This is a genomic window from Bradyrhizobium sp. TM239 (assembly GCF_036247985.1).
GTDB classification, from domain to species: Bacteria; Pseudomonadota; Alphaproteobacteria; order Rhizobiales; family Xanthobacteraceae; genus Bradyrhizobium; species Bradyrhizobium ottawaense.
Genome location: NZ_BTIR01000008.1, coordinates 194,675 through 211,657, shown reverse-complemented (window position 1 = coordinate 211,657; position 16,983 = coordinate 194,675). Strand labels below are relative to the sequence as shown.

The following is a 16,983-nucleotide window of genomic DNA, read 5'->3' as shown; positions in this document are numbered from 1 at the left end:
AATTCCTTACGCGGCGTCCTCGAACTGAGCATAGCCGGAGGCTTCCAGCTCCAGCGCCAGCTCCTTGCCGCCGCTCTTCACGACACGGCCCTTCGACATCACGTGCACGACGTCGGGCACGATGTAATTCAACAGCCGCTGATAATGGGTGATGACGACCATCGCGCGCTTGGGCGAACGCAGCGCGTTGACGCCGTCGGCAGCAATGCGCAGCGCGTCGATGTCGAGGCCGGAATCCATCTCGTCGAGGATGCACAGGCTCGGCTCGAACAGCGCCATCTGCAGCACCTCGTTGCGCTTCTTCTCACCGCCGGAGAAGCCCACATTGACGCCGCGCTTGAGCATGTCCTGGGGGATGTTCAGCGACTTCGAGACCTCGCGAACCTTCTTCAGGAAGTCCGGCGTGGAATACTCGCTCTCGCCGCGGGCCTTGCGCTGCGCGTTCAGCGCGGTGCGGAGGAAATTCATGGTGGCGACGCCGGGGATTTCGACCGGATACTGGAACGCCAGGAACACGCCCTTGGCGGCGCGCTCGTCAGGCGACATCTCCAGGAGATCCTCGCCCTTGAACAGGATCTGGCCGTCGGTGACCTCGTAGCCGGGCTTGCCGGCGATGACGTGGGAGAGCGTCGATTTGCCGGAACCGTTCGGCCCCATGATCGCGTGCACCTCGCCCTCGTTCACGGTCAGCGTCAGCCCGTGGAGGATTTCACGCTCCTCGACACGAACCTTGAGGTCTTTCACTTCAAGCAAAGCCATCTTGGTATCCAGTTTGTTCAATTGATGTTGGAGCGCCCGAGGCGCACCGCGAGGGTCGGCGATCAGCCGACCGACCCTTCAAGCGAGATCGAGATCAGCTTCTGCGCTTCCACCGCGAATTCCATCGGCAGTTGCTGCAGCACGTCCTTGACGAAGCCGTTGACGACGAGGCCGACCGCCTCCTCCTGCGAAAGACCGCGCTGGATGCAGTAGAACAGCACGTCCTCGGAGATTTTCGAGGTCGTCGCCTCGTGCTCGAACGTCGCCGAGGAGTTCTTGGCCTCGATGTACGGCACGGTGTGCGCCCCGCATTTATCGCCGATCAACAAGGAGTCACAGGCGGTGAAGTTGCGCGCGCCGGTGGCTTTCCGATGCGCCGTCACGAGTCCGCGATAGGTGTTCTGCGACTTGCCGGCGGCGATGCCCTTCGAGATGATGCGGCTCGACGTGTTCTTGCCGAGATGGATCATCTTGGTGCCCGAGTCGACCTGCTGGAAACCGTTCGAGATCGCGATCGAGTAGAACTCGCCGCTCGAATTGTCACCGCGGAGAATGCAGCTCGGATATTTCCAGGTGATCGCCGAACCCGTTTCGACCTGGGTCCAGGAGATCTTCGAACGGTCGCCGCGGCAGTCGCCACGCTTGGTGACGAAATTGTAGATGCCGCCCTTGCCTTCCGAATTGCCGGGGTACCAGTTCTGCACCGTCGAATATTTGATCTCGGCATCGTCATGCGCGACGAGCTCGACCACGGCGGCGTGCAGCTGATTCTCGTCGCGCTGCGGCGCGGTGCAGCCTTCGAGATAGGAGACGTAGGAGCCCTTGTCGGCGATGATCAGCGTGCGCTCGAACTGGCCGGTGTTGCGCTCGTTGATGCGGAAATAGGTCGACAGCTCCATCGGGCAACGCACACCCGGCGGCACGTAGACGAACGAGCCATCGGAGAACACCGCCGAGTTCAGCGTCGCGTAGAAATTGTCCGAGGTCGGAACCACCGAGCCGAGATACTTTTGCACCAGCTCGGGATGCTCGCGGATCGCCTCCGAGATCGGCATGAAGATCACGCCGGCCTTCTTCAGCTCCGCCTTGAACGTGGTGGCGACCGAGACCGAATCGAAGACAGCATCGACCGCGATCTTGCGGCGCGCCGGATCTTCCTCACCGGGCTTGGGTTCCACACCTTCGAGCATGGCGACTTCCCGCAAGGGGATGCCGAGCTTCTCGTAGGTCTTCAGGATCTCCGGATCGATCTCGTCGAGCGAGGTGATCGACTTCTTCGGCTTCGGCGCAGAATAGTAATAGAGGTCCTGGAAATCGATCTTGGGATAGTCGACGCGCGCCCAGGTCGGCTCGGTCATGGTCAGCCAGCGCCGATAGGCCTCGAGCCGCCACTGGAGCATCCAGGCAGGTTCGTTCTTCTTCTCGGAGATGAACTTGACGGTCTCTTCCGACAATCCCTTGGGGGCCTTGTCGGACTCGATCAGGGTCTCAAACCCATAACGATACTGATCGACGTCGATGCGCTTCACGCGCTCGACCGTCTCTTGCACGGCTGGCATTCTATCCTCCGCTCGCGGTTTCAAGGACCGCGGTGGATCAAACTCGGACGAGTATTACGATGTTTTCTGGCCGAAAGCACGCGCTTAGAACCGTTCAAGCCGTGTTTCGTCGCTTAGTCTCTAAGTAGGGTATTACCGAGCTTTCGCCAAGCCTCTAACGCCCTATTGATGTCGTCCGGTTCTGTAGACCAGCCCAGACTGAGGCGCACCGCTCCCTGGGCCACGGCGGGATCATACCCCATGGCCGACAGCACGTGGGACGGCTGGACCTTGCCCGAGGAACAGGCCGAACCCGAGGAGACTGCGATTCCTTCGAGATCAAAGCCGATCACGGCGGTCTCAGCCTTGAGGCCGGGCGCGGTAAAAAGAACGGTATTTGGCAACCGCCGGACATCCTCTGAGAAGATCGTTGCGCCTGCGATTGCCCGGATGCCATTTTCCAAGCGAATTCTGAGGGTTGCCATCTGCTCCGCATCCTCTGAAAGAGTCTGAAGCGCGACCTTCACCGCAGCGCCAAAGCCCGCGATTCCCGCAACATTCTCGGTTCCCGCGCGCCGGTTCAGCTCCTGGCCGCCTCCCCGCAGCAGCGGCTCCAGTCCCGTCAGTCCCTCCGCGACGACCAAGGCGCCGACCCCCTTGGGGCCGCCGACCTTATGTGCAGAAAAAGTCGCAAGATCCGCACCCATAGCATTGATTTCGAATGGGATTTTTCCAAGCGCCTGGATTGCATCGACGTGCAGGAGACCGCCGGCCTTACGGACGATCTGGGCAACCTCCGCGACCGGCTGGAGCGCGCCGGTTTCGTTGTTCGCGGCCATGACCGAAACCAGTGCCGGAGGACCGTCACCGAGCAGGCTCCTGAGATGGTCGAGGTCAACCACACCGGCCCGCATCACCGGAATCAGACCGATCTTGTCCGCCGCGAACCGGCCACCGGCCAGCACCGAAGCGTGCTCCACAGCCGAGATCAGCAGCCGCTCGACCACCGCACCGCCGGACGAGCGCCGCAGGCCAGGCGACAGCGCCAGCGCGTTGGCTTCCGTTCCAGCGGAGGTGAAGACGACGTTCCGCGGCAGTGCCCCTACCGCTCCTGCCAGCGTGGCACGGGCCTCCTCGACCAGCCGTCGCGCCTCCCGCCCCTCAGCATGGACCGATGACGGGTTGCCGACCAGGTCCCAGGCGGCGAGCATTGCGCGTCGCGCTTCCGCGCGGAGCGGCGCGGTCGCATTCCAGTCGAGATAAACGCGGTTCCGCATGTAGTATTATATTACCTTGCTTGGGACCCGGCCCTTGGGACGCACCCGGCCCGACATGGCGCCCCGGCACGCGCTTGGCAACGGCGATTCCATATCCGCGGCAGCCGATGACGCGACCATGACACGCTAACATCTTGAGCCCATTGAGTGATGTTCAAGATGCTTGCTTTTTGACCCTCTGCCTATGTTAGAACCCGCACCGTCAAGTCACCGCGCGCCTTTAGCGCATCACCGCAAGGCGCGCCTTCTCACCCTTCATTCGCGCTTCCGTCGGCACCCGCCGATGAGGCCACAATCGGTTGATTGCCGAGGATCGTCTCTCCAGCAAATCAATCAAGAGATCATCGATGCCTGAAGTTATTTTCACTGGCCCTGCCGGCCGTCTCGAAGGCCGCTATCACCCGGCCAAGCAGAAGAACGCGCCGATCGCGATGATCCTGCATCCGCATCCGCAGTTTCACGGCACGATGAACCATCAGATCGTGTACCAGTGCTACTATGCGTTCGCGCATCGCGGCTTCTCGGTGTTGCGCTTCAACTTCCGCGGCGTCGGCCGCAGCCAGGGCTCATTCGACCACGGCACCGGCGAATTGTCGGATGCCGCCGCCGCGCTCGACTGGGCACAGACCATCAATCCCGAAGCGCGCGCCTGCTGGGTTGCCGGCTTCTCCTTCGGCGCCTGGATCGGCATGCAGCTTTTGATGCGCCGCCCCGAGGTCGAGGGCTTCATCTCGATCGCGCCGCCGGCGAACCTCTATGACTTCTCGTTCCTCGCGCCCTGCCCGTCCTCAGGCCTGATCGTGCACGGCGAGAAGGATGCGGTGGTGCCGCCCAAGGACGTCAACACCCTGGTCGAGAAGCTGAAGACTCAGAAGGGCATCGTGATCGACCAGCAGGTCATCCCCGGTGCCAATCACTTCTTCGACGCCAAGCTCGAGCCGCTGATGGAAACCATCACGGCCTATCTCGACATGCGTCTGGCCAACGTGCGCTAAGCGAGCTTTAGCGCGGCGATCCCCATCAAGACGAGCGCGATGCCTGCAAGCTTCATCGCGCTCAAGGTCTCGCCGAACAGCACCACGCCCATCACGAAGGTGCCGGCAGCCCCAATGCCGGTCCAGACCGAATAGGCGACGCCGACCTCGAGCACCTTCAGGGCACGCCCGAGCAGGACAACGAAGGCTGCGAGCAGCACGAGCGAAGCGATGCTCCAACCTACGCGCGTGTAGCCCTCCGCATATTTCATCGAGACCGCCCAGCCGACGTCGAGCGCGCCTGCGACCACCAGCATCAGCCAGGCCAAGGATTGCGACATCGGCGTCGTCTCAGGCGGCGAGCTTGAGCAGATACGCGTCGTGCCGCACCAGGAAGGCGCGCAGCAATTGAGGATAGTCTGCGCCGACCGCGGTTCGTACGCTCGGACGCTTCGCAAGCTCCGCGCGCCACGCCCGCATCTTCGGAAGATCGCTGAAGATGCCGTGCTCGGTCAGTTCGTCGAACAGGTCGAAATAGCGGAAGATCGGCGCGAACACCGCATCGACCAGGCTGAACCCATCGCCCGCGAAATAAGGCCCCGCGCCGAGCGCCGCTTCGACACGCGCGAATTTCGCGGCGAGCGCCTGCCGCTTGCTTTCGAAGGTCGCCGGATCCGTCGTCGTCTCCAGTCCCCAGAGATCGCCAAGGATAGCAGAGCCGAACTCCATCCAGGCGCGATGCTCGGCACGCTTCAGCGCATCCGCCGGATGCAGCTTCGCGCCGCCTTGCGTCTCCTCGATATATTCACAGATCACGTTGCTCTCGAACAGCGCGACCTCGCCATGGTCCGTCGTCACCACCAGCACCGGCACCTTGCCGAGCGGCGAGAGCTTTAGAAACCAGTCGGGCTTGTTGGCGAGATCGATGTCGATCCGCTCGAACGGCACGCCCTTCTCCTTCAGCGCGACCACAGCGCGCTGCACATAGGGGCAAAGCTTGTGGCTGATCAGTTTGAGCGAAGCGGTCATGGCCAAGATCCCGGCGTTTCGATGCAGCTGCACCCAACATAGATGCACTTGCATCAATTGTCAAGATCAATGCACTTGCATTAATTTAGGGCCAGCCGATCACCCTGCCCGTCATCGGCATCGGCACGCGTCGGGCAAAACACCCAAAACCCGTCAATCCCCGCCCGCAAAAATATTCCACTTTCCCGAATTTCGGATTTATGGCATACACACGCCATCCCGGCCCTGCCAGAGGGGCGCTTCGCGATCGTCACGAGATGCGGGCCGGGGTGCGGTGGACGCGGTAGCGCCGGCGCGAGGTGCGTGAGGACAGGGCGGGCGACCGTGAGTCCCGGCACAACGCGCATACGACACGGCGCGGTCACAGCGGTCTGGTCGATGGTCTGGGGTGCGCACACCGAGCCCCGGTCGCTGAGGCCAAGCCGTCCGCGGACGGAGAAGTCGTGTGGTCCCGACGCCCGGGGTTCTGGCGTCAAGGCTTGCGGTGATGCGGCGGCCCGACCGTGCACGTGCATCAGCCATCCGCAAGGCGACGGGGGCAATAGTGCAACGGCTCCCCGAGGAGAGCACGAAGGACACCGTTAAAACCATCCGCGCAGGGAAGGCCGGGCGACCGGCACACCTGTGGTCCACCCCGTGTGCGTTCTTATCGCCCACGGACCTGCGGGTGCCGCCGGCGCCCGGCCTTCCCTGCGCCCTTTGGTCCGATTGAGGGCGCCGAACGACAGCAAGGCTCGGGCGAAACCTGCCGCGAGACTGCAAAGGCGTGTCTGCAATCTGGAAACCAATTGAAAGGGCGATGCAGTTGCCCCCATTCGGGAAGCCGCCCTCAGGGCCGGGCAATCACCCCGCCCGTCATCGGCATCGGCACCCCCGTGGTGGCCGGATAGGACAACGGCAGGCCCTTCAGGCCGCGGGCGGCGAGGAAGCCGAAGGCCTGGGCCTCGATGGCGTCGGAGGCCCAGCCGAGCGTCTCGGCGGCCTCGACGGTCGCCGATCCAACCCGCTCCCGCAGCATCCGCAGCATGGTGAGATTGCGGGCGCCGCCGCCGCAGACGATCCAGCTCCGCGGCCGACGCGGCAGCAACGGGATGATGCGGGCGATCGCCGCCGCGGTGAAAGCGGTGAGCGTCGCCGCGCCATCGGCCGGGGCGACATCGCCGAGCTTGAGCGCGGCGAAATCGTTGCGGTCGAGCGATTTCGGCGGAGGCAATGCAAAGAACGGCAGCTCGAGCGCACGCGCGATCCAGGCCTCATCGACCTTCCCGAGCGCTGCGAACTTTCCTTCCGCATCGAACGCCTGGTTCATGGTGCGGTACATGAAATCGTCCAGCAGCGCGTTGCCGGGGCCGGTGTCGCAGGCGATCAGCGTGTCGTTGCCGTCGATATAGGTGATGTTGGAGACGCCGCCGATATTGACCACGACGATCGGACCCTCGCGATCCAGCGAGTTGGCGAGCGCGCGGTGGTAGACGGGTACGAAGGGCGCCCCCTGCCCGCCGGCCTCGACGTCGGCGGCGCGGAAATCGTGCATCACGGGGATATGGATCGCTCTCGCCAGCGCCTGCGCGTCGCCGATCTGCACCGTCAGCCGTTTCTCGGGGCGGTGCAGCACGGTCTGGCCGTGGAAGCCGACGATGTCGACGTCCTCGGGCTTCATGCGGTTCTGGGCAAAGAAGGCGGCAACCGCCTCGGCATGGGCCCGTGTCACCGCGCGCTCGGCCTCGGCCAGGATGCCTGGCCGGGCGTCACGTTGCAGCAGGTGCACAGCCTCGGAGAGCGCCTGGCGCAGCAGATTGCGCTCCGCAGGGCTATAGGCCCGGTAGCCGGACGGCCCGAATGCCTTCACCTGCTTTCCATCGGTTTCGATCAGCGCGACATCCACCCCGTCCAGCGAGGTGCCGCTCATCAAACCGAGTGCCGTCAACATCATGGATCAGCGTCCTCAAGAGACCCCTCCGGCATGCCGATCTTGTGCCAGAGGGACACATCTTATAATGCCACAGGCCAAAGTGGCGGGCAGCAATCGAGTTCCCACGGAAGACCCTTAAATTGCTCCCAAAACAGTAAACCAAGAATTGTCAGGCACGCCGACAGATGACTGCATTTAAATCGGATTTCCTCAACACCCTGCAGGAACGTGGCTTCATCCACCAATGCTCCGATTTCGAGGGGCTGGACGCGCTCGCCGCCAAGGGCGAAGTGACCGCCTATGTCGGCTACGATTGCACCGCCCGCTCGCTGCACATCGGCAATTACCTGACCATGATGATGCTGCACTGGCTCCAAGAGTCCGGCAACAAGCCGATCACGCTGATGGGCGGCGGCACCACCATGGTGGGCGACCCCTCCGGCAAGGACGAGACGCGCGCGATGCGCACCGTCGCCGAGATCGAGGCCAACAAGGAATCGATCCGCGGCGTGTTCGCCAAGGTATTGCGCTATGGCGAGGGCAAGAGCGACGCCATCATGCTCGACAATGCGGAGTGGCTGACCAAGCTGAACTGGATCGAGATGCTGCGCGACGTCGGCCGGCACTTCTCGGTCAACCGCATGCTGACCATGGACTCCGTGCGGCTGCGCCTCGAGCGCGAGCAGGAGATGAGCTTCATCGAGTTCAACTACATGGTCTGCCAAGCCTACGACTTCGTCGAGCTCGCCAAGCGCACCGGCTGCAAATTGCAGATGGGCGGCTCGGACCAGTGGGGCAACATCATCATGGGCGTCGATCTCGGCCGTCGCATGGGCACCCATCAGCTGTTCGCGCTGACGACGCCGCTGCTGACGACGGCGTCGGGCGCCAAGATGGGCAAGACGGCGCAAGGCGCGGTCTGGCTCAACGCCGACGCGTTCTCGCCCTATGATTTCTGGCAGTACTGGCGCAACACGGAAGATGCCGATGTCGGCAAATTCCTGAAGCTGTTCACGACGCTGCCGATGGCTGAGATCAAGAAGCTCGAGGCGCTCGGCGGCTCTGAGATCAACGAGGCCAAGAAGGTGCTCGCCACTGAAGCGACCGCGCTGCTGCACGGCCGAGAGGCCGCGAACGAGGCGGCGGAGACCGCGCGCCGCACCTTCGAGGAAGGCGCGCTGGCCGAAACCCTGCCGACGGTGGAAATTCCGCAGGGTGAGATCGACGCCGGCCTCGGCGTGCTCAACGCCTTCGTCAAGGCGGGCCTCGTTGCATCCAACGGCGAAGCCCGGCGCCAGATCAAGGGCGGCGGCCTTCGCGTCAACGACGAGCCGGTCACTGACGAAAAGATGGCGCTGTCGGCAAACAATCTGACGCCAGAGGGCGTGATCAAGCTGTCCTTTGGCAAGAAGAAGCACGTCCTCCTTAAGCCTGCATAGGCGTATGAGCTTTTCGCTGCTTGTCAGGGCGCACGGATGCGCGCTCCCTGACGGGCAATGGATCAGAACACGCCCAGGGAGAAGGTCGCGAGCGATCAGCGGCACGCTGTTCGCACCGCGCTCGTCGTGCTCGCTCTGTGCTTCACGCTGGCCGTGCTCGGCCGCGGGCTCGGCGACAGCTTTACGGTATTCCTCAAGCCGATCTCGGAAAGTTTTGGCTGGGACCGCGCGCAGATCGTCTCGGTCTATTCACTGACCTGGCTCGCGAGCGGTCTCACCGCGCCCTTCGTCGGACGCCTGTTCGACCATTCCGGACCGCGCATCGTCTATGCGCTCGGGCTGCTGCTGCTGGGCGCGGCGTTCCTGGTCGCAGCCCACGCGCAACATCTCTGGCAGTTCCAACTCTCGATCGGCCTCTGCGTCGGCATCGGCGTTGCCTTCATCGGCATCGTGCCGAACTCGATCCTGCTCGGCCGCTGGTTCGGACCCCGTCTGCCGACCGCAATGTCGGTGGTGTATTCAGCGATGGGCGGCGGCGTGCTGGCGCTGCTGCCGGCTTCGCAGCTCCTGATCGATCACATCGGCTGGCGCGACACCTACCAGCTATTCGGTTTTACGGCACTCGGCCTGTTGCTCCCGCTGATGCTGCTGCCGTGGCGGCTGTTCGCTGCGGGCTCGCCGCATGTCGTGAAGAGGACCGACCCTGATTTCGTCGACAATGGCTGGACCCTGCTCCGTGCCATGCGCCATCACGCTTTCTGGGCGCTGTTCTGGACCTTCTTCTTCACTGCCGTCGGCATGTACGCGATCGCCGCACAGATCGTGGCCTATCTGATCGATGCCGGCTTCCCGCCGCTGCAGGCTGCGACCGCCTGGGGCTTCTCCGGCGTCGTGCTGGTATTCGGCATGCTCGGCGTCTCCGCGCTCGACGGCCTGATCGGGCGCCGGCCGTCGGTGCTGCTGAGCTACGCGATCTCGATCCTCGGCATCGTCCTGCTGTGGCTGTTGCAGTATTCTCCGAACATCCTGCTGCTCACCGGCTTCGTCGTCTGCTTCGGCAGCATGATGGGCTCGCGCGGTCCGCTGATCAGCGCCACCGCGATGAGGATTTTCCAGGGCAAGCGGGTCGGCACCATCTACGGCACCATCTCGATCGGCAGCGGCCTCGGCTCGGCGTTCGGCTCCTGGAGCGGCGGCCTGATCCATGACGCGACCCACGGATATAACGCGCTACTAGCCTTCGCACTTGCGAGCGTGGTGCTCGGGATGATCCCGTTCCTGATCGTGCCCGCCTTGCGGCGGTAGGTATCTCAGAGGTAACCTGCGCGCATTCGTGTCACCGGGGAATTACGGATCGGGGCGACCCGAACACACGCAAAAAATGCGGATCGCACGCGGCTGAAACCGCGGCCTGCGGTGTTTTGTCCGACATGACGAAAATGTCAGCGCGGAATTGGTGCTGAGCGGCTTGCGGGACAGAACCGAATGCGGTCCAAGTCGCAATATTGGATGGAGGGCAAACCAATGAACTTTCCCTATCTCACTCGCTTTCAACCGGTTCTCTTGAGCCTGTTTCGCTTCGTCACCGGATTGCTGCTGTTCCAGTACGGCATCGCAAAGATCTTCAAGTTTCCGGTGCTCCCCTACTTCGCCAACATCCCGCCGCTGATCTGGACGGCAGGCGCGCTCGAGCTCGTGCTCGGCGCGCTCCTGATGCTCGGCCTGTTCACCCGCCTCGCCGCTTTCATTCTCTCGGGCGAAATGGCCTTCGCTTACTTCATGGGCCACATGCTCAAAGGCGAAACGCCGGTGCTCTTGCCGCTGCTCAATGGCGGCACCGCAGCAATCCTGTTCTGCTTCGCCTGCCTCTACCTCGCGGCCGCCGGCGGCGGTTCGGTCAGCGTCGATGCGCTGATGGGCAAGGAGAGTGACGCGGCGGGCGATGCCTACGCACGGCGCTGAGGCGCTCGCAAATTAACCTGAACGCAAGTCGGCACCGGCGGATCTGCCAGTGCCGACTCAACGCGCGCCCAGCACGTTCCAGATCAGGACGAGGGCGGCCACGAGCAGCACGGCCATGACGATGCGGTGAACGAATCGGTTCATTGCCGCTCCGGCCGGGCTCGGTCACCACCACATTCCGACATCATCTGTCTCGGCGACCTGACGCGCCACGCACTGGCGAAGCGCGTTTCCGCCTGCATGCGTGCGCATCCGGCTGCGGACGCTGCGCGCGCGGCAGCACGTCGCACGCGTCCATTCATGATTGGTAAGAACTTCATGCTACCGACGCGAGCAATAACATCCATTTCTTTCGAGGCTGCGATGAAGCTGATGAGTCATCTCAAGATCCGGACCAAGCTCGCCAGCATGGTTTGTCTTTCAGCTCTCACAGTCACAGCCATCATCGGCGTATCGTCCGTCCTCAGCAAGAGCCGCATGATGGAGGACCGGGTCCAGCAGATGCGGACTGCGGTAGAGCTGCTCTACAACTACGCGCAATCTCTTCAGGAAGAGGTTACCGCCGGCAAGCTGACGTCGGCTGACGCCAAAGCCCAGTTCCACCAGCGTGGCCGCCGCATGAACTTCAACGGCAACCAGGGCTACCCCGTCGTCTACAACCCCGACACCTCCATCCTGGTGAACGGCGCCAACCAGCAGCTGGAAGGCAAGATCACCGGGGCCAAAGACTCCAACGGCGTCCTGATCGCCGACGCCATCATCAAGGCCGGCGGCGAGACCGCGCAGGGCGGAGTGACCTCCTATCTCTACCCCCGCCCCGGCCAGACCGAGCCCGTGCGCAAGACCGTCTTCGCGCGCAAATTCGCCCCTTGGAACGCGACCATCAGCTACGGCCTCTATGTCGACGACATCGACGCCGACGTGCGCGCCCTGACGCTGGAGCTCGCCGCGATCGGCATCGGCCTGATGCTGCTGATGGCGACGCTGTCCTGGCTGATCGCCCGCGACGTGCTCGGCGCGCTCGACCGCCAGAAGAACCGCATGCAGGAGATTTCGGAAGGCGCTATCGACAAGCCGGTCGAGGAGACCGACCGCGGCGACGAGATCGGCCGCATGGCCGAGACGCTCGAAGTGCTCAGGCAGACCGCGCTGACGGCGCGGAACCTGGAAGCCGAGCAGGTCGCCACCAAGACCCGCAGCGAGCAGGAGAAGCGCGACGCCCTGATCGCCCTCGCCGATCGCTTCGATGCCTCCGTCGGTCAGCTCGTCGGCCTGATGGCCTCCGGCTCCGGCGAGCTCGAGACCACCGCCAAATCGATGTCGTCTACGGCCGAGGGCACCAACCGCCGTGCCGCCGTGGTCGGCACCGCCGCGACCGAAGCCAGCCAGCGCGTTCAGACCGTCGCGGCTGCCGCCGAGGAGCTCTCCTCCTCCATCACCGAGATCAGCCGCCAGGTCGCCCAGTCCGCCGAAGTCACGGGACGCGCCGTGGACAGCGCCCGCCGCACCGACACCATCGTGCGCGCGCTCTCGGACGGCGCCCAGCAGATCGAGCATGTCGCCGAGCTGATCTCCAGCATCGCCGCCCAGACCAACCTGCTCGCGCTCAATGCCACCATCGAGGCCGCGCGCGCCGGCGAAGCCGGCCGCGGCTTTGCCGTCGTCGCTTCCGAGGTGAAGTCGCTGGCGAGCCAGACTGCCGAAGCCACCCGCGAGATCGGCGACAAGATCGCCCAGATCCAGGGCGCGACCAAGGAGGCCGTGGACGCCATCGGCGGCATCACCGCCACCATCGAGGAGGTCAGCCGCATCGCCACCTCGATCGGGGCCGCCATCGAGGAGCAAGGCGCCGCCACCGCCGAGATCGCCCGCAGCGTCTCGCAGACCGCGGAAGCCACCAAGGAAGTCACCACCAATATCGGCGGCGTCTCGACCGCCGCGAACGAGACCGGCAACGCCGCCGGCATGGTGCTCGCCGCAGCCAGCAACCTCTCCAAGCAGGCCGAGCAGCTCTCCGGCGAAGTCGGGACGTTCCTCGCAGGCGTGCGCGCGGCGTAAGTTTCCAGGCGCCTAAGCCTCCGCATTCGTCATGGCCGGGCTTGTCCCGGCCATTCGCGTTTAGCCACGCCGCACAAAGAACGTAGATGGGCCGGGACAAGCCCGGCCATGACGGTGACGACCGTTCCGTCTCTACCGCCGCGTCAGGCTACATCCGCTCGATAGCTGGCGGGTCGATCCGGTCGAGCCGTCGTTGGACTGCGACGGGAATTCCTCGAACGGCGTGTTCTGCTTGCCGGTGTTGAACTCGAAGATCTTGCGGAACACGCCCGGCACCATGGCCGAGACCGGATTGACGCGCATCACGGGCGCCGCCGGCGTACCGACGACCTCATAGGTCACACCGATCAGGCCCTCTTTATCGCCGCCCCCCAGGAACAGTCCGAGTACCGGAATCTGTCCGAACATGTTGTTCAACCCATACATCGGCACGAAGGTGCCGCTCATGCAGACCTGGTTGCCGGGATAGTCGATCGAGCCCTCGATGGTGGCGCCGATCATGGGACCCTTGACCACGCCGTCGCGGACCGTCAGCGCGCCGTTCTGCCGGGTGAACTCGGCGCGGAGCGCACTGAAGGAGACGCCGTTGCCGGTGCCGTTGGGCGCGCCGGCGGCAACGCGTTCGAGCTGCGCCTCGCCCTTCACCGTGAAGTCGCGGACGTTGATGAGGCCCTCGCGCGAGGTGTTCGGCTCGGATGTCGGCGGCTCCATCGCCACCACCATCTGGCCGCCGACCGCCTTGGTGTAGGTGTCGGTGAACCGCAGCAACGCGCCGGCATCGTTGGTCTGAAGGTAGATCACCTCGCGGTTGCCCTGCGCACGCCCGCCGCGCAGATCGGCGGCCACCGGGGTGTCCTTGCCGATCCTGCCGTTCAGCGTGAAGGCCTTGATAGCGCCGTTGCGTTTCGACATCTTGGCGTCGATGCTGCGCATCGCCTCGCCGTTGAAGCCCATGACGGCACCGAGCTTCACGTCGATGTCGAAATCGACGTTCTTCATCTTGTTGTTCTTGTCGTCCTTGGAATTGCCTGAGATCGCCGATTTCAGGAAGCCGCGGCCATCGAACACGTCGCCGCGCATGGTGCCCTTGACGACGCCATCCTGGCTGCGTTCCACCTTCAGCGACGCCTTGTCGCCGTCCGACGGCGAATAGACCGGGAAGTTCGCGTTCATGAGATCGCCGTTCGCATCGACCTCGAGCGAGCCCTTGATCGAGGCGCCGCCGCCTTCGATGACGATGTCCTCCAGGCGCGTCGATTGCGCGGTCGGCACGACCTTGAAGCTGGCCTTGCCGGACTTGCCCGGCAGCTTGACCCAGCCGGGCAGGATGTTGTCGAGCTTCACCGACGTCAGGTCGGCTTCGACGCCGAGCCTCGTCGTCTGGTCGGGACCGCCCGCGATCTTGCCCGATAGCTTGATCGGCAACGATCCGCTGACGGCGGGGCTGAGATCGAATCCAAGGCGCGCGCGGCTCGCATCATCCAGCGTCGCCTGCAACCTGACATCCGCGTCGCCCTCGGCGGGCTTGCGATAGTCGAGCGAGGCCGCCTGCCCGTTGATCTTGACGTCGCCCTTGACCTGGTAGCCCTGGTTGCTCGCAACGATCTTGAGTGTGTTGGCCTCCAGCTTCTGATTCATCACCAGCTTGTCGGCGGCAAAACCGTTGAGATCGGCGGTGACGGCGTAGGTCGTGTCCGCCTTGGTCAGCTCGCCCTTGACCGGGAGGCCGAGCTGGATGTTCGCCGTGAAAGTCCCCTTGCTGGTGTTGGGATCGACGACGGTCGACGACAGATCACTCAGGCGATCATTCGAGAGCATCTCGGCTGCCGCCGGCACAGGCCCCTCGACGCGGAACCTGGTCCGCGACGGCGACGGCTTGGGCGCCATATCAGGCACCTCGAAGACGAAATCGGAAATCGTGACCTTGCGGCCGGCGGGCGTATCGGCAATGCCCTGCCCGATGGTCACGGTCGCGGTGCGGCCGGTCACGCGCGCCTTCAGATCGGCATCGTGCACGACAGGCATGCCGTCCACGGGACGGACCGCGACGCCGCTCGCCACGATGTTGACCGAGAGGCCGTCGTCGGGAATCGGCGGCCCCTTGCGCGGAAGGTTCTTCGTCGGCGAATTGACGCCGATTTCGATGCGCTGGAGCGTACCGCGCTCGATCCGCTCGATCACCCACTCGCGCAACTCGGGAACGACCAGCGTCGGCCACATCCGCTTCAGCGCGGAGGCCGACATCGGCGTTCCCGCAAAGCCCAGCGTCAGCCGCGGCTCGCCGGAATAGTCGATGGCACCCGTGCCGGCGACGCCAATCTCGCCATTGCTGACGTCTGCCTGCGTCAGCAAGAGACGCTTGTGGTCGGTGTCGAAGCGGAAGCCGATCGCGATGCGGTTGAAGACGAGCGGTGGCTCGTTGTCGATGCCGCCGAGCAGGATCGAACCGCCGCTGAAGCCGAGCTGCCAGTCATTGACGGTGCCGTTGGGCGGCTCGAGATGGGCCAGAAGCGTCAGGCGGTTCGGGCCCGACAGGATCTTGAACGGTGCGACCAGCACCCGCCGATTGGCGTCCCACTCGACGTTGATCTCGGCCTGGTCGATCGCCATCGGATAGTCCGGCGTGTCGGTGTCGATGATATTGCCCGCGCCGATCGCGATCTTGCCGCGGAAGAAGGTCGGCACACCATCGCGGCCGAGCTCGCCCTTGAGCTCACCCGTCAGCGGCAGGTCGGCCGTGTAGGTGAGATCCTTGACCCGCAGGGCCAGGAGGATGTTGGAAGTCGAGACCTTGTCGGCCTTGATGTCGACCGAGCGCACGCCGTTCTCGGCCGGCCCGATCGTGGCGCGCAGCATCCACGGGCGCGCGCCCTCTTCGCCCAGGCTGAGCGTGACGCCTCCGCGGCTCGGCCGGCGCAGGCTGAGCGTGATGTTCTCAAACGACCATTTGCTGCCGCGCTGCTGATCGTCGACGATCAGGTTGCCGTTCTTCAGACCGATCTCGTTGAGGTTCTGGCCGTCGAGGCCGGTCATGCTCAGACTGTCGAGCCAGTCGAGGCCCTGAAGGATGCCGCTTTGTGCCGTCGCCGGAGGCGGGCCTTGCGAGGCGGCTTGAGATGGATCCTGGCCCGCAGGCGCCGTGGCGAATGGCGGCGGCGGCACGCCATTGCGCGGGAACGTCGGCGGCAGGCCCGCGTCCTTCTTCGAGGCGACGCCGGTTGCCAGCGGCTTTGCGGTGTCGCCGGCGGACACGGTGACGGTGCCGTCGGGCGCGATGCGGATCGCAAGCTCAGCGTCGACCAGATTGAGACTCTCGGCGCGCAGATGCCCCATCAAGAGGCCCGCACCCGATAGCTTCACTTCCGCCTTGGGCGCGCTGGCAACGATGGCGTGATCGCGATCGCGGACGATGATGTCTCGGATACGGACGGCGATGCGGACCCGGCCGGCACGCTCGATCTGGGTGCCTCCGATCTCAACCGTGTTGCCGTGACCGATATTGTCCTCGATCGCGGCCGCCAGCCATGGCGTTGCGATGTCGAGATTGATGGGGCCGGCACCGAGCCGCCACCACAAAGCACCGAAGCAGCCGACGAAGATGACGGCGAGAGTCCCGACGACAAGGACGACGCGCTTCAGCCAGCGATCGGCGGCCAGCCAGCGGCGCAACGCGCCAAACCCGTCACCGAAGCGATGAAAGCCCGAATGGGAACGCGACAACAGCCGGCGCGCGCGATGGCCCGCGGCCGCCTCCTGATCCGGATCCCAATCGGCGTCGTCCCATTCCTGCGGCTGTTGCTGAATGCCGCGCCGATCGAAGTCCCGATTGTAATCCTGGGGCGACTTATTCCTTGCCATTGCCTCTCGATACAGGCGCCCGTCATAGGATTGAGCGCCGCCGGGACCGCAGCCGTCGACGGGAAGCGAAGCTCCCTGCGCCGGCATTGCCGCCATACCTCGAATATTCCTGCTGTTCGTCATTTCGCCCCGGGAGCGCGTTCAACGAGCAGTGGGGTGGTGCGTGGAATTCCTTGT

At 64.3% G+C, this 16,983-nt stretch carries 12 protein-coding genes; 5 read left to right on the top strand and 7 right to left on the bottom strand.

What is annotated here, in order from left to right; all coding sequences use genetic code 11:
* Window positions 1-6 precede the first annotated feature (6 nt).
* The 3 genes from sufC to AABA84_RS14705 form a co-directional block, all read right to left on the bottom strand.
* Window positions 7-759: a Fe-S cluster assembly ATPase SufC gene (gene sufC, locus AABA84_RS14715; RefSeq protein ID WP_165637354.1), complete on the bottom strand. Its 753-nt coding sequence runs from the start codon at window positions 757-759 to the stop codon at window positions 7-9.
* Window positions 760-821: 62 nt separating this feature from the next.
* On the bottom strand, window positions 822-2,318 hold the full coding sequence (gene sufB, locus AABA84_RS14710; protein ID WP_338306747.1) for a Fe-S cluster assembly protein SufB: 1,497 nt from the start codon (window positions 2,316-2,318) through the stop codon (window positions 822-824).
* 113 nt (window positions 2,319-2,431) lie between these two features.
* A complete protein-coding gene (locus tag AABA84_RS14705) occupies window positions 2,432-3,574 on the bottom strand; it encodes a cysteine desulfurase family protein (protein ID WP_338312392.1) in 1,143 nt (380 codons plus the stop codon).
* Between the two features lie 347 nt (window positions 3,575-3,921).
* Here AABA84_RS14705 and AABA84_RS14700 point away from each other — a divergent pair, with 347 nt between their 5' ends.
* Window positions 3,922-4,569 carry an alpha/beta hydrolase gene (locus tag AABA84_RS14700; RefSeq protein ID WP_014495555.1) on the top strand — a complete coding sequence of 216 codons (648 nt, stop codon included), beginning with the start codon at window positions 3,922-3,924 and terminating at the stop codon, window positions 4,567-4,569.
* Here AABA84_RS14700 and AABA84_RS14695 read toward each other — a convergent pair.
* The 3 genes from AABA84_RS14695 to AABA84_RS14685 form a co-directional block, all read right to left on the bottom strand.
* Window positions 4,566-4,889, bottom strand: coding sequence for a DMT family transporter (locus AABA84_RS14695; protein ID WP_338312391.1), 324 nt, complete (start codon window positions 4,887-4,889; stop codon window positions 4,566-4,568). The genes AABA84_RS14700 and AABA84_RS14695 overlap by 4 nt on opposite strands.
* 10 nt (window positions 4,890-4,899) lie before the next feature.
* Entirely contained in the window at window positions 4,900-5,577 is a 678-nt protein-coding gene (locus AABA84_RS14690) for a glutathione S-transferase family protein (RefSeq protein ID WP_338312390.1), read from the bottom strand.
* A gap of 829 nt (window positions 5,578-6,406) precedes the next feature.
* Window positions 6,407-7,510 (bottom strand): anhydro-N-acetylmuramic acid kinase, encoded by a 1,104-nt coding sequence (locus AABA84_RS14685; RefSeq protein WP_338312389.1) that lies wholly within the window; start codon window positions 7,508-7,510, stop codon window positions 6,407-6,409.
* 164 nt (window positions 7,511-7,674) lie between these two features.
* Here AABA84_RS14685 and tyrS point away from each other — a divergent pair, with 164 nt between their 5' ends.
* From tyrS to AABA84_RS14665, 4 genes are all read left to right on the top strand, one after another.
* Window positions 7,675-8,928, top strand: coding sequence for a tyrosine--tRNA ligase (gene tyrS / locus AABA84_RS14680; RefSeq protein WP_338312388.1), 1,254 nt, complete (start codon window positions 7,675-7,677; stop codon window positions 8,926-8,928).
* A 57-nt stretch (window positions 8,929-8,985) separates the two neighbouring features.
* Window positions 8,986-10,233 (top strand): MFS transporter, encoded by a 1,248-nt coding sequence (locus AABA84_RS14675; protein ID WP_338312387.1) that lies wholly within the window; start codon window positions 8,986-8,988, stop codon window positions 10,231-10,233.
* 219 nt (window positions 10,234-10,452) lie between these two features.
* Window positions 10,453-10,890 (top strand): DoxX family protein, encoded by a 438-nt coding sequence (locus tag AABA84_RS14670; RefSeq protein ID WP_338312386.1) that lies wholly within the window; start codon window positions 10,453-10,455, stop codon window positions 10,888-10,890.
* Window positions 10,891-11,253: 363 nt separating this feature from the next.
* Window positions 11,254-12,948, top strand: coding sequence for a methyl-accepting chemotaxis protein (locus AABA84_RS14665; protein ID WP_338312385.1), 1,695 nt, complete (start codon window positions 11,254-11,256; stop codon window positions 12,946-12,948).
* Window positions 12,949-13,080: 132 nt separating this feature from the next.
* Here AABA84_RS14665 and AABA84_RS14660 read toward each other — a convergent pair whose 3' ends face one another.
* Window positions 13,081-16,893 (bottom strand): YhdP family protein, encoded by a 3,813-nt coding sequence (locus AABA84_RS14660; protein WP_338312543.1) that lies wholly within the window; start codon window positions 16,891-16,893, stop codon window positions 13,081-13,083.
* Window positions 16,894-16,983 lie beyond the last annotated feature (90 nt).